Below are 13,877 nucleotides of genomic sequence, written 5' to 3' on the forward strand. Positions count from 1 at the left end.
AGGAGATCGCGTGCACGTGTTTTGATGAAACGTGCACTTCTTTTGTGCTTTTTGCTCGTCATCTTCGATATTCGAACTATGGTCTACAGCGAACGCGCTGTCACTGAGGCGTCCTGCTCAAGTTCAGGCGAAGAATTTCGCTCTAATTGAAGAATCCAAAAGTTGGAGAGCGAAATGAAAACTCGTTTTATGGGGTTCGGGCTGGCAGCTTTATTAGTGGGACTGGCCCCTTCAGTTTTAGCTGATGCACTGTCCGGCGCGCCTCCAGTCGCGACTTACAACACCGAGGCTTTTCAATATTGGCACCTAAACGGCGAGACCCTGGCCAAGGGGCTGCCGCCGCAACCGAAAGAGCAAGCAGACGCTATCCGAAACTACGCTTATACACTGGCGGTTCAGGCAACCGTGTGGGGTACTGCACCGGTGACGCTCTACGGCTTGAGGTACAACGATGCGTTGAAGGAAGGTGCTCACGCCAAACCCAATCAGTTTTGGCGAATGGAAGACATCTCGACGCCAGAGCTCTCGGAAAAGTCGGGCTACGTGTCCCCGAACGTTAATACGCTTTACGGATTCGGCTTTATGGATCTGGGGCCTGAACCCATTATCCTCAAGGTTCCAAATTCTCATGGCCGTTACTACATGGTCGAAATACTCGACATGTACACCAACGCATTTGCTTATGCAGGTGGGGTTGCCACAGGTTATGACGGCGGCACTTTTGCGCTGATCGGCCCGGGATGGAAAGGCGAATTGCCGGCTAGCGTCAAACGCATTTACTCGCCAACACGCTGGGTGATGCTGCAACCGCGCGTGCACCTTAAAAACCCTGCGGATCTGAAAAGCGCACGCGAGACGCTGAGTGCTATCAATGTCGAATCGGTCTCTCAGTATCTCGGAAAACCGGCACCCTCCCCGCTGAAATACGATTATCCGGTTCCGGACTATTCCGATCCCAAACTCCCGACCAGCATCAATAGCTTCAAGGATCCACTGCAATTCTGGGAAATCCTGTCAAACGTCATCAACGAAAACCCACCACCAAAAGCCGAGATTGAAGGTTTGTTGCCACTGTTTGCTCCACTGGGTCTCGAACTCGGGAAACAGTGGGATCGTGCCAAAGTGAACCCGCTCTTCCTCGATGCGATGAAGCAGGCTGCTGAAGAGATCAGCACGAAGACGCTGCCGGCTTTTCCTCCGGGCGGATTGCGCAACGGCTGGAACTGGTTCTGGCCGTCAACGGGCAACTTCCGCACCGACTATCTCAATCGGGCGTTGGTAACCCGCTGGGGATTGAGTGGCAACACGCCTGAAGAGGCGATTTATATCGGTTTGTTCCTCGATGGAGAGGGAAAACCGACAATGGGCGAGAACAAATACACGGTGACGTTCAAGCCTCCTCCGTATAAAGAGCCAGGGTTCTGGTCTTTCTCGATGTATAACGCGGCCAATTTGTACACTGTTCCGAATCCCATCAACCGTTACACGCTGGGTAGCGATGATAAATTGATCATGAATCCAGATGGGACAGTTACGTTCTATCTACAAAATGAAAGTCCGGGCAAGGATAAGGAAGCCAATTGGTTGCCGACGCCAAAATCGGGCCGTTTTTTCGGTGGCATACGATCCTATGCTCCGCAGCAGCAACTCATCGACGGTGTTTTTGATCCTAAAGCTTACGATCTCCCCCCTGCCGTAAGAGTGCAGTAAACCTGTAGTGCGATAATGTTGATTCAGCCTTCTCAAGATATTTTTGAGAGGGTTTTTTATTTATGATTGCGACGCAGCTTTCACTATGACCGCACTCTCGATCAAGAAACCATCAATGCGCATGGACTTTTTCCGCCCGACAACGCGTCGAACCTTGAGAACTGCCGACGTCGCTTCACAAAATCAATTCGTCGGCCTCAGCCAAGGACAGACAGATGATTACTTTTGCGGTGTTTCTTTTAGCGTGCGGCGCGGCGGCAGCCACTGGCGTGATGTTCAAACCCGGCGCTTGGTACGAAGGACTCAACAAGCCAGGTTTCACGCCACCCAACTGGGCGTTCCCCGTGGCGTGGACGATCATTTATCTGCTGCTCGCCTGGGCTGGCTATCGTTTGACCTTAATCCCGGGCAGCCAGGATGTCCTCGCGCTGTGGGCCGCACAGATCGCGCTCAATACGCTGTGGACGCCAGTTTTTTTCGGCGCTCACCGGGTGCTCGCCGCCATGGTGATCCTGATTGTGCTTTGGCTGGTCGTCGCGGTCATGCTGGTGATGGCGATGCGTCTGGATGTGCTGACCGGTTTGATTTTGTTCCCCTATCTTCTGTGGCTCTGCGTGGCTGCAGCGCTGAACTTCTCAATCCTGCGCAGTAACCGCCAATGACGCTGTCGGCATGTAAAGCATTAGCCTTCAGCGATGACGAATTGGCGCAGATGCGGCGCTTCAACTTGAAGCTTGCGAAGTTGCCACGCTTTCGAATTCGTAACCGAATCACGCCACGGCTGATCCAGGCCTTGCTGCGGGTCAGCCAGTTGCGCGGCGCGAGCACATTGCGCAAGCACGGACTTAACGCAGAAAACAAAATCGTGGGTTTGCCCGCAGCTCGCGTGCCGGTGCGGATCATCCGGCCGCAAACCGAAGCGCAAGGCGTCGTGCTGGATTTCCACGGGGGCGGCTGGGTGATCGGCAATGCGCAGATGAACGATGCGCTCAACATCGCAATGGTCAAAGCCTGCAATGTGACGGTCGTTTCAGTCGACTATCGGCTGGCCACCTCAACGCCCGTCGAAGGGCAAATGGCCGACTGCTTGTGCGCCGCGCGATGGCTGCTGACTGACGACGAATTCGCAGGACTGCCCGTCATCGTCGTGGGTGAATCCGCCGGTGGGCATTTGGCCGCGGCAACATTGCTGGGCTTGAAACAGTGGCCCGAATTGCTTGAGCGCGTGAGCGGCGCGCTGCTGTACTACGGCGTCTACGACTTATCGGGCACGCAAAGCGTCAGATCGGCGCCCGCGCAAACCCTGTTGCTGGACGGCCCGGGCATGGTCGAGGCCTTTCGCATGCTGACGCCGGAGGCCACTGAAGAACAGCGCCGGCAGGCGCCGTTGTCACCGTTGTATGGCGATTTCAGCGGATTTCCGCCAGCGCTGATGCTGGCCGGTGAACTGGATCCCTTGAGGGACGACACACTGGAACTGGCTGCTCGGTGGAAAGCAGCGGCGCCTGTCGAAGTGCATCTGCTGCCCTCCTCTGCGCACGGTTTTATTCATTTCCCGGTGAGCATGGCGAGCAACGTTCTGATGCACTGTCGCGAATGGATCACGCAGCGCATACATGCTGTGAGGTGTTGAGTTCACACACTCAGCAGTCGTTTGGTCATCACCATCGAGGTGTCCAGCGACTGCCCCGTGCGTTGCAATTTGTTCAGCAAACTGGCGCCCAGCCACAGTTGATACAGAGTTTCTGCCAATTGCCGGGCATCGCCTTCCGGCAGAGTTTTATCCGCTTGACCTTGTTCGATGCAAACAGCGATGCGCGCGACGACGCGCTCAGCACCGTCGCGCAGCGTCAGGCGCATGGTCTCCGACAGATCAGCAACTTCAGCGCTGAGTTTCACCACCAGACACTCATCACCATGCCCTTCCAGAGTGCAGCGGTTTTGCCAGCCCTGCCAATAATCCATCAACCGCTCGAACGCGCTCAAACCGGGCAGCGTCAGGCGTTGCTCCATATCGGCGAGGTAGCTGACAAAGTAATCCTCAAGCAACGCCTGGCCGTACAACTCCTTGGATTTGAAGTAGTGATAAAACGAGCCTTTGGGCACGCCGGCGGTTTGCAGGATTTCGTTCAGGCCGACACTGGTGAAGCCCTTCTCGGCCATCATCCGGTGACCAGTGTCGAGCAAATGTTGGCGGGTGTCGTCGTAGGTCGGTTTCATGGGGCGTGAATTACCAGGCAATAGACCAGTCGTATATGTCAGAGGAGCGAGAGTTTGCCACACCTTCGACTGAAAAACCCGTGCAGGAAAAAATTACTAGACGACTGGTCTAATTGGAATCTATGCTGCGCTCCGACAACCTTTCCACCGAGTGTCGACAACGTGCAAATCCGTTGCGCCAAGCCGACACCTGAACAATCCAGGGTGCTCTATGAAAATCTTGATGGTTCTGACGTCCCACGATCAGCTCGGCAATACCGGCAAGAAAACCGGCTTCTGGCTCGAAGAGTTCGCAGCCCCCTACTACGCCTTCAAGGACGCCGGCGCCGACGTCACGCTGGTCTCGCCGGCCGGTGGCCAGCCGCCACTCGACCCGAAAAGCGACGAGCCTGACGCTCAAACAGCCGAAACCGATCGCTTTCGACAGGACTCGGCAGCCCAACAAGCACTGGCCAATACCGGCCGCCTGGCTGACGTCAGCGCCGATGATTTTGATGCGGTGTTTTACCCGGGTGGCCACGGCCCACTGTGGGATCTGGCCGAAGACAAACATTCCATCGCACTGATCGAGGCCTTTGCCCGCAGCAACAAGCCCCACGGTTTTGTCTGCCACGCGCCGGGCGTGCTGCGTCATGTCGTGAATGCTGACGGCACGCCGCTGATCAAGGGGCGCGAGGTGACCGGTTTCACCAACGCCGAAGAAGCCGCTGTCGGCCTGACCGAAGTGGTGCCGTTTCTGATTGAGGACGAGTTCCAGCGTCTTGGCGGGCGTTACTCGAAAGTCGCTGACTGGCAAGTGCATGTGGTGACTGATGGACTGTTGGTGACGGGCCAGAACCCGGCCAGCTCCGCTGCCGTTGCCGAAAAACTGCTGAAACTGCTCGGCTGACAGCTTCGCCCCTCAAGCAACAACCGATACGAACACCGTGTGCGTGTTGCACGGTGTTCTTTTTTTTGCCCGGTTAATAGTCGACCGGTCTAGTAATCCCTCAGGTACCACCATGAATTCCAGTCGCTTCTTCACGCCCGCAACCCTCGGTCGTCACACCCTGAAAAACCGTATCGTCCTGCCACCTCTCACCCGCCAGCGCAGCACCCAGCCGGGCAACATTGCTAATGAGCTGATGGCCGAGTATTACCAGCAGCGCGCCGGTGCCGGTTTATTGGTGACCGAAGGCACGCAGATCGAGCCTCGCGGCCAGGGTTACGCCTGGACGCCGGGCATCCATACCCCCGAACAAATTGCCGGGTGGCGCAAAGTCACCGAGGCCGTTCATGCGAAGGACGGCGTGATCTTCGCTCAGCTATGGCATGTCGGCCGCGTGTCGCACACCGCGCTGCAACCAGACGGCGCAGCGCCGGTTTCAGCCTCCGCCGTGGCCACCGACCGTGTCAGTGTGTTCATTGAAACAGCGCCGGGCGCCGGGGCACTTGTCCCACCATCGGCCCCGCGCGCGCTGAGCACGATTGAAGTTCAGGATCTGGTTCAGCTCTACATTCAGGCTGCACGCAATGCCATGGAGGCCGGTTTCGACGGCATTGAACTGCACTGCGCCAACGGCTATCTAGTGAACCAGTTCATCTCCGCGCACAGCAACCTGCGCACCGATGAATACGGTGGCTCGCTACACAATCGCCTGCGTTTTCTGCGAGAAGTGGTCGCCGGTGTTGCCGAATGCATCGGCAAGGAAAAAGTCGGCGTGCGTTTCGCTCCGCTGTTCACCACCACCGATGAAGCGCGGACGTACCTGGGCATGGTCGAGGAAGATCCACACACGACGTACATCGAAGCGATCAAGGTTTTGGAAGATGTGGGTATTGCCTACTTGTCCATCGCCGAAGCCGATTGGGACGACGCGCCTGCGATGCCGCTGACCTTCCGTCGTGCGGTGCGCGAGACTTTCAGCGGCGCGATCATCTACGCCGGGCGCTACAACGCGACGTCCGGTGCGCAGTTGCTCGAATCCGGACTCGCCGATTTTGTCGCCTTCGGCCGGCCGTTCATCGCCAACCCGGATCTGCCGGCGCGAATCGCCAATGACTGGCCGCTCAATGCGCTCAACCCGGCCACGGTGTATGGCGGCAATGCCGAAGGGTATGTCGATTACCCGGTGTACGGCGAATAAGCCTAGTGAAGTTCTGAAAGAAGAGCCCGACGCAACGTCGGGCTTTTTCGTTGCTGAAACCAGTGTTTCAACCTGCCTGAAAATCGATTTTCAACACGTTTCAGATTCTTCGACTGCTTAGCCAAATGTGAAAAATTTGTTAACTAACTGACTCGTATGCCTTTCTTCGAACGGATCTATCTGACATCCTAATGCGAATAATTCCTACACGCACCTGCATCGAATTCGTTTTTGTAATCATTGGGGAATCAGATTGATGTCGTTTCACGCCAATAACCGCCGTACGAATCTCTCGCCAAATCTGTTGGCTCTCGCGATTTGCGTGGCCAGCAGCGCGGCGGTCGCCGCCGATGACTCATCGGCAACAACGCATGGAGACGCTGCTGCGCCAAGCGTGCTGGAGCTGGGAGCAACCGAAATCGGCGCCACTCAACTCAGCAGCACCACCGAAGGTTCGGGCTCCTACACGACGGGGCCGATGCAGACCGCGACCAAACTGCCGCTGACCATCCGCGAAACGCCGCAAGCCGTCACCGTAATCACCCGCCAGCGCATGGACGATCAGGCGATGACCAGCGTCAACGATGTGGTGAGAGCCACGCCGGGGCTATTCCTCAGCCAGTCGAGCGGGCCGGGACGGCAGACTTACAGTTCTCGTGGTTTCGACATCGACAACATCATGTACGACGGCCTGCCCAGTTCCTATCAGCCGTACTCGATGGCCGTACAACCCAATCTGGCGATGTTTGATCGGGTCGAGATCATTCGCGGCGCGACCGGTCTGGTCACCGGTGCCGGTAACCCTTCAGCGGCGATCAACATGGTGCGCAAACGCCCGACGATCACGCCGCAAGTGACGCTCACCGGCGCGGCGGGCAGTTGGGATGATTACCGTGGCGAGATCGATGCCTCTGGCGCGCTGAACGACAACGGCACGTTGCGTGGCCGTGTCGTCGGTTCTTATCAGGGCGCCGACAGTTTTCGCGACAAGGAAGAAAACGACCACGGTCTGTTCTACGCCATCGGTGAAGCGGATCTGAGCGAGAGCACGACCGCAACCCTCGGCTTTTCCCGTCAGGAAGAGCAGACCAACTATTTCTGGGGCGGTTTGCCGCTCGGCACGGACGGCCATCACCTGGATCTGCCCCGCTCCACCTATCCCGGCACGGATTGGGAAAACAAGAAGCTGAAGATCGACACCGTGTTCGGTGAAGTCGACCATCGCTTTGACAACGACTGGAAACTGCACGTCGCTGGCTCGTCTTCGACACTGAACGGCGAGTTCTCCGGCACCTACCTGTCGCGCTACGCCGGCCCGTTGGAAACCACGGCCTACCAGTCGCACAACACGGACAAGCAAACCGCCGTTGACGCCTTCGCCAGCGGCCCGATCGAAGCGTTCGGTCGCACCCACGAAGTGGTCGTCGGGGCCAGTCATCGTGTCTACGATGCGACCAGCAAAGAGTACAGCCCGTACACCACCGCCTGGCCGATCGGTGCACCCAAGCCTGACTTCGTCCGTGACAGCAAAACCCGCAACGTCACGACGCAGGAGGGTGTTTACCTCACCTCACGTTTCAGTCTGGCCGATCCGCTGACCCTGATCCTCGGCGGCCGCCTCGACTGGTACGACTACGATGACCGCAGTGGCGACGGCGACTACAAAGTCACCCGCAACCTGACGCGTTATGCCGGGCTGATCTACAAGCTCGACGATCATTACTCCGTCTACGCCAGCTACACCGACATCTTCAATCCGCAGAACTCCAAGGACCTTTCCGGCAAGGTGCTGGAGCCGATCGTGGGTGAAAACTACGAAGTCGGTATCAAGGGCGAGTACTTCGACGGCGCGCTCAACGCCAGTCTGGCGGTGTTCCAGATCGATCAGAAAAACCGCGCGACGCTGGCGGACAGTCAGGTCGGTTGCCCGGTGATGACCTGCTACCAGGCGTCCGGCAAAGTCCGCAGCCAGGGCATCGATGCCGAACTGCAAGGCGCGTTGACCGAGAACTGGCAAGTCGGCGCCGGCTACACCTACACCCGTGCGCACTACATCAAGGACGAAAATCCGGACAACAATAACCAGCGCTTCGACACGGATACGCCCGAGCACTTGTTCAAAGTCTCGACGATGTATCGCCTGCAAGGCCCACTGGAAAAACTCCGTGTTGGCGGTAACGTCTACTGGCAGAGCCGAATGTACAACGATGTCCCGGTCGGCGCTGGCAGCTATCGCGTAGAACAGGGCAGCTACGCCGTCACCGATTTGATGGCCGGTTACGAGGTCAACAAACACCTGGATCTGCAGGTAAATGCCAACAACATTTTTGACCGTGTCTACTACTCCTCGATTGGCTACAACACCACGTGGGGTTCCACCGACAACTACGGTAACCCGCGCAGTTACATGCTGACGGCCAAGTACAAATTCTAAGTCTTCGCTTCACGCAGCACCCGGACGTTTGCACCTTCGAACGTCCGGGTCTGCTGCCCCCATTGCGGCGACGGCGAAGGCAGCCGTCCGCGTGCCGTGATCCAGCAGCAGATCCTTGCGCTGATCAGCGATTTTCTTGCGCAGGCATTGGTTGCCGATGTGCGCTGACTTGCCTGCGAGGCTGATCGTCCACTGATCCACGTTGTTTCGACCAAGCGATGCGGCGAGTCAGGCAAGTGCATCCAATCACCGCTTGAGTCACACCGGTTTGCCACCGAACAACTGCACTTGCTCTGCGGCCATCGTCAGTAATGCATCAACAATGACTCGCACTTTTGGCTGGATGTATCGCGTTTGCGGCCAGATGGCGTGGATGGGCATGGTGGCTCCGGCGTAGTCGTCCAGAACGGTCACCAATGCTCCGCTGCGCAGATGTTCGGCAATCAGCCAAGTGGGAAGCTGGCAAAGACCGCAACCGTCGAGGGTGGCACGCAGCATCATTTCGCCGTCGCCGAACTCGTGGCGTACGCGAACCTCTTGCGGTCGCACCGCGCCTTTTACGTTTTTCAGCAGCCAGCTCATGCGCAAACCGCGGCGCCAGGCAATGATGCAATCGTGTTCGAGCAAATCGGACGGCTGCAAAACCGGTGCACTTGACTTGAGGTAATCCGGAGCGGCACATACCACCAAGTGCTGTTCGCCGAGTCGCCGCGCAACCAGTTCCGGATCGTTGTTCAGATCACCGATTCGCACCGCCAGATCAATGCCCTCGCCGATCATGTCTACGGTGCGCTCACCGAAGGTCAGGCTCATGTCGAGCTGAGCATATCGGCGTGCAAGGCCTATCAGCATGGGCGCAATGTGGCGTCGGCCAAACGCTGCCGGCAGATCAATGCGCAGTCGTCCCTTAGGCTCAGCCACACCATTGAAAAAACTGCCTTCAACATCGCGCAGCTCTTCCATGACCCGCAGACAGCTGGCCAGGTAAACCTCGCCTTCGTTGGTCAGGCTCAGTTTGCGTGTAGAACGGTGCAGCAGCTTGATGCCCAGACGCTTTTCGAGGCGCGTAACACTCTTGCCGACTGCCGAACTGGTCACGCCCAATTGCAAAGCCGCAGCCGTGAAACTGCCGTGTTGCGCAGCCAGCGTGAACTCCGCGATGCCATCAAATTGAAGGGAATCCATGGGCGCCTCGTCTCTTTGCGAAAAGCAGATTCTATCCTCAGCGGATCAACTGATCATTTTTAAAGTGGATTAATAGAATCAACAGACAGCATTAAGGTGGTCACCTCTTTTACTGACTTTGCATTCAGAGGCCACCATGAACGCCGATCTCGACCGGTTACTCACCCTTGAAGCGATCAGAAACCTGCGGTTGCGCTACTGCCATCACCTGGACGCCAATCGCATGGATCTGCTCGCCAAATTGTTCACCGAAGATGCCATCTGTCAGGTTGACCGGGGCCGCTGGACAGGTCGGGCGGCAATTACACAAGGCCTGTCACAAGCCTTTGCCGCATTCGATACGCAGGCACGAGGCGCCTATCCGTTCCTGCATGCAGTGTCCAATCACTGGATCGAGATTCTTGCTGACGATCGCGCCGAAGGTCGCTGCTACCTGATCGATTTCGCCACCCAAAAGCCTGCGGGGGAGAACCCGCTGCTGCTGCTCGGTTTGTATGCCGATGAGTACCGTCGTATTGAAGGTCAGTGGTTGATCAGTCGCACTCGACTGGATGTCGTATGGCCTGAGGCTGAGGTCGGCGGTGGCGATCCTGGCAATGGTCTGGTGCTACCACGCTGATTGCTCCCCTCCCTCACTCAACGAGATTTGCAATGAATAGCTTATTCAAGCCCTACCCTTTGGCCAATATCGAGTTGGCCAACCGTGTGGTCATGGCGCCCATGACCCGAGCCCGAGCCGTGAATGATGTCCCCGATGAGCAGACCGTTCTCTATTACGCCCAACGCGCCAGCGCCGGGCTGATCATCAGCGAGGGGATACCGATCTCTCGCGAAGGTTGCGGTTACCTGTTCAATCCCGGCCTGTACAACGATGAACAAATCCACGCGTGGCGTCGCGTCACCGATGCCGTCCACGCCAAGGGTGGACGCATCTTTGCGCAGTTGTGGCATGTCGGGCGCATGTCCCATGTGTCACTGCAACCGAACGGCGCTGCGCCAGTGTCTTGCGTCGCCACGGTCGCGGCCAATGCAAAGGCCTATGCGTGGGTTGCAAAGGATCAACCAGGGCCCGTGCAGGCAAGCACACCCAGAGCCTTGAGCACCGCTGAAGTGCAACGCATTACCGCTGATTTCAAAAACGCCGCACGCCGGGCAATCGACGCCGGTTTTGACGGTGTTGAGCTGCACGGTGCCAATGGTTATCTGTTTGAACAGTTCCACAACGGCGCGCTGAACAATCGCACCGACATGTATGGCGGGTCGGTCGACAATCGTCAGCGTTTTTTACTTGAAACCCTGGATGCGCTGGCCACCGAGATCGGTAAAGACCGTGTTGGCGTGCGACTGTCGCCATTTGGTCGACTGTTCGACATGCATCCGTATGCCGAAGAATCAACCGCCTGGTTAACACTCGCGGCGGCGCTCAACCTGCGTCATTTGGCCTACGTGCACTTGAGCGATCAATTGACCATTGGTGCAGAAGCCATTCCGCCGGGATTTGCCAGCCAGTTCAGGCAGGCTTACCAAGGCACATTGATTGCGGCGGGAGGTTTCACCCGAGATCTCGCAGAAGCCGCGCTCAAGAGCGGTGATCTGGATCTGATTGCCTTTGGCCGACCATTCATTGCCAATCCTGATCTGGTCGAGCGCCTGCAAAATCGCTGGCCATTGGCGGAGGCGGATCGGAACACCTTTTATGGCGTTAATGGCAGTCCATCGCTGGGTTATACCGACTACCCGGCCTACGAGGAGTCGGTACCGACTTAACCACGCAAGCACCCTGTAAATATTCAAGGGCGCCTTCTTCCTCGCAGCCTCGTCCCGGGGCTGCAACTAATCCCGAACGCCACCAGTCTCTAGATCATTCGCATCACCTCGAACCTTGCAGAGACTGCCCGTGGCCACTCACCTGGATCGCCGCAACAACCTGTCGCTGGACAGCCTCAATTTCTTCCTCGCGGACGTGCGCGACGGTCTCGGGCCTTATCTGGCGATTTACCTGTTGGCGGTGCATCACTGGGAGCCGGCGAGCATCGGTCTGGTGATGACGATTGCCGGTGTCGCCGCCCTTGTCACGCAGACGCCCGCCGGCGCGCTGGTCGACAATCTTCGCGGCAAACGGGCACTGATTGCGATTGCTGCGCTGCTGGTGACGGCCAGTTGTGTGCTGCTGCCGTTTGTGACGTCGTTCAGTCTGGTGGCGCTCACGCAAGCCCTCAGTGCAGCGGCAGCGTCGGTGTTCGCCCCCGCCATCAGCGCGATCACGCTGGGCATTACCGGGCCGCGTGCATTTACCCGCCGCACCGGGCGCAACGAAACCTTCAATCATGCGGGCAACGCCTGTGCGGCCTTGCTTGCGGGGCTGTTTGCGTATTTGTTCGGGCCGGTCGCGGTGTTCTATTTGATGGCGGTCATGGCGCTCGCCAGCGTAGTCGCCATTACCTTTGTCTCCGCAGACGCCATCGACCATGATCTGGCGCGAGGGCTTGATCCGGCTGATGTCAGTCACCATCAAAAGCCGTCCGGTTTGTCTGTGCTGTTGACCAACCGACCGCTGCTGCTCTTCGCCATTTGCTGCGCGTTGTTTCACCTGGCCAACGCCGCCATGTTGCCGCTGGTCAGCCAGAAACTGGCGCAGGCCAACTTGCAACTCGCCACTCCACTGACGTCGGCGTGCATCGTCGCGGCGCAATTGGTGATGGTGCCGGCCGCATTGCTGACCGGTGCCAAAGCCGATCTGTGGGGACGCAAGCCGTTATTGCTCGCGGGTTTCCTGATTCTGCCTCTGCGCGGCGTGCTCTATACCCTGTCCGACGATCCTTACTGGCTGGTGGCCGTGCAATTGCTCGACGGCATCGGCGCAGGGCTGTTCGGCGCGTTGTTTCCGGTGATGGTCAAAGACCTCACGCACGGTACCGGCCACTTCAACATCAGCCTCGGCGCGCTCACCACCGTGTTTGGCCTCGGTGCGGCGTTGAGCAACGGGCTGGCGGGCTGGGTAGTTCAGTCCGCCGGTTACAGCGCCGCGTTCCTGACACTGGCGGGCATCGCAGGGGCGGCGGTGATCCTGCTCTGGATCTCGGTTCCAGAAACGTTGCAGCGCGCTGGCCACGGCGGATCTGCTGCACTTGAGGCCGACGCGTCGGTCTGATTTGCCAGCGCCTCGAACAGCCCGGCGAACCTTTACCACGAAAACAGCGTCCGAGCTAAGGCATTACCGCTGACCGCTCGCTGCGAGGTTTCCGTTTGAAAGCTGCCATCGTCAAAAAATACCGTCTGATCATCAAGACCATGGGTTACGTGGGCTGGTCATTGTTCTGGCTGTTGCTCTGGGACATTGCCGTCACTGTCGACTTCATGCTGTTTCTCAACGCCAAGATCAATCTGCCGCTGATGCCCCTGACCTTGCTCGGCTCGGCGCTGGTGGTGCTGATCAGCTTTCGTAACAGCAGCGCTTACAACCGCTGGTGGGAAGCGCGGACGCTGTGGGGTTCGATGATCAACAGTTCGCGCAGTTTCGCCCGGCAGGTGCTGACGCTGCTGGACGATCCCGACAGCGAGGTCAATCCGCTCAAGGCCACCCTGTTGCGGCGTCACGTCGCCTACGTGAACTGCCTGGCGGCGCATCTGGAGGGCCAGCCGTGTCCTGAGGAAGTCCGTGCGTTTATTCCCGCAGATGAATTCAGCCGCAGCGGCACCACCAACAATTTTGCCAACGACATCCTCACCGGCTCCGCCGCGTTGTTGGCCCGGGAATACAAGGCCGGACGGCTGGACAGCATTCGTCTGGCACGTCTCGAATCGACGCTAGTCGATCTGTCCAACAGCCAGGGCGGCATGGAGCGGATCGCCAATACGCCACTGCCCTACCCTTACGTTTATTTTCCGCGACTGTTCATTTCGCTGTTTTGCCTGATCGTGCCGGTGGGGCTGGTCGAGTCGCTGGGCTGGTTCACTCCGCTGGCCTCGACCGTGGTCGGCTTCATGCTGCTGGCCATCGAACGCATCGGCACCGACCTGCAAAGCCCGTTTCGCCACAGCGAACACCAGATCCAGATGGAAGCCCTGTGCGAAACCATTGAGAAAAACCTGCAATCGATGCAGCGCGATTCCCTCGGGCACGCGCGCAACGTCGAAGAGATCGCTTAAGCGTCGTTCGTCTACATTCGGCGGCTATTGAGGGGGCCATAAAAGTGTGCCCT

The 13,877-nt window shown here is 58.1% G+C and carries 13 protein-coding genes; 10 read left to right on the plus strand and 3 right to left on the minus strand.

Annotated features, from left to right (window positions below; genetic code table 11):
- Window positions 1-174: 174 nt before the first annotated feature.
- From F2P67_RS08870 to F2P67_RS08880, 3 genes are all read left to right on the plus strand, one after another.
- Window positions 175-1,710, plus strand: coding sequence for a DUF1254 domain-containing protein (locus tag F2P67_RS08870; protein ID WP_166219516.1), 1,536 nt, complete (start codon window positions 175-177; stop codon window positions 1,708-1,710).
- Window positions 1,711-1,928: 218 nt separating this feature from the next.
- Entirely contained in the window at window positions 1,929-2,372 is a 444-nt protein-coding gene (gene tspO, locus F2P67_RS08875) for a tryptophan-rich sensory protein TspO (protein WP_166219688.1), read from the plus strand.
- On the plus strand, window positions 2,369-3,343 hold the full coding sequence (locus F2P67_RS08880) for an alpha/beta hydrolase (protein WP_246226479.1): 975 nt from the start codon (window positions 2,369-2,371) through the stop codon (window positions 3,341-3,343). Before tspO ends, F2P67_RS08880 begins: the two co-directional genes overlap by 4 nt.
- Window positions 3,344-3,345: 2 nt before the next feature.
- Here the strand turns inward: F2P67_RS08880 and F2P67_RS08885 are convergent, their stop codons facing one another.
- Window positions 3,346-3,930 carry a TetR/AcrR family transcriptional regulator gene (locus tag F2P67_RS08885; protein ID WP_166219518.1) on the minus strand — a complete coding sequence of 195 codons (585 nt, stop codon included), beginning with the start codon at window positions 3,928-3,930 and terminating at the stop codon, window positions 3,346-3,348.
- Window positions 3,931-4,141: 211 nt separating this feature from the next.
- On the opposite strand from F2P67_RS08885, the gene F2P67_RS08890 reads away from it, so the two are divergent.
- From F2P67_RS08890 to F2P67_RS08900, 3 genes are all read left to right on the plus strand, one after another.
- A complete protein-coding gene (locus F2P67_RS08890) occupies window positions 4,142-4,819 on the plus strand; it encodes a type 1 glutamine amidotransferase domain-containing protein (RefSeq protein WP_166219520.1) in 678 nt (225 codons plus the stop codon).
- Window positions 4,820-4,931: 112 nt separating this feature from the next.
- Window positions 4,932-6,056, plus strand: coding sequence for an alkene reductase (locus tag F2P67_RS08895; RefSeq protein ID WP_166219522.1), 1,125 nt, complete (start codon window positions 4,932-4,934; stop codon window positions 6,054-6,056).
- Window positions 6,057-6,312: 256 nt separating this feature from the next.
- Complete coding sequence (locus F2P67_RS08900; protein ID WP_166219524.1) at window positions 6,313-8,490, plus strand: TonB-dependent siderophore receptor; 2,178 nt, start codon at window positions 6,313-6,315, stop codon at window positions 8,488-8,490.
- Between the two features lie 9 nt (window positions 8,491-8,499).
- Here the strand turns inward: F2P67_RS08900 and F2P67_RS08905 are convergent, their stop codons facing one another.
- Together F2P67_RS08905 and F2P67_RS08910 are read right to left on the minus strand one after the other, a co-directional pair.
- On the minus strand, window positions 8,500-8,691 hold the full coding sequence (locus tag F2P67_RS08905; protein WP_166219526.1) for a hypothetical protein: 192 nt from the start codon (window positions 8,689-8,691) through the stop codon (window positions 8,500-8,502).
- Between the two features lie 57 nt (window positions 8,692-8,748).
- Window positions 8,749-9,675 (minus strand): LysR family transcriptional regulator, encoded by a 927-nt coding sequence (locus tag F2P67_RS08910; RefSeq protein WP_166219528.1) that lies wholly within the window; start codon window positions 9,673-9,675, stop codon window positions 8,749-8,751.
- 136 nt (window positions 9,676-9,811) lie between these two features.
- Here F2P67_RS08910 and F2P67_RS08915 point away from each other — a divergent pair, with 136 nt between their 5' ends.
- The 4 genes from F2P67_RS08915 to F2P67_RS08930 all read left to right on the plus strand — a co-directional run bounded on the left by F2P67_RS08915 (window position 9,812) and on the right by F2P67_RS08930 (window position 13,824).
- On the plus strand, window positions 9,812-10,294 hold the full coding sequence (locus F2P67_RS08915) for a nuclear transport factor 2 family protein (RefSeq protein ID WP_166219530.1): 483 nt from the start codon (window positions 9,812-9,814) through the stop codon (window positions 10,292-10,294).
- 32 nt (window positions 10,295-10,326) lie between these two features.
- Window positions 10,327-11,442, plus strand: coding sequence for an alkene reductase (locus tag F2P67_RS08920; RefSeq protein ID WP_166219532.1), 1,116 nt, complete (start codon window positions 10,327-10,329; stop codon window positions 11,440-11,442).
- Between the two features lie 130 nt (window positions 11,443-11,572).
- A complete protein-coding gene (locus F2P67_RS08925; RefSeq protein ID WP_166219534.1) occupies window positions 11,573-12,826 on the plus strand; it encodes an MFS transporter in 1,254 nt (417 codons plus the stop codon).
- Window positions 12,827-12,921: 95 nt separating this feature from the next.
- A complete protein-coding gene (locus tag F2P67_RS08930; RefSeq protein ID WP_166219536.1) occupies window positions 12,922-13,824 on the plus strand; it encodes a bestrophin family protein in 903 nt (300 codons plus the stop codon).
- The last annotated feature ends 53 nt before the right edge of the window (window positions 13,825-13,877 follow it).

This window comes from Pseudomonas atagonensis, assembly GCF_011369485.1.
In the GTDB taxonomy this organism is placed as follows: domain Bacteria; phylum Pseudomonadota; class Gammaproteobacteria; order Pseudomonadales; family Pseudomonadaceae; genus Aquipseudomonas; species Aquipseudomonas atagonensis.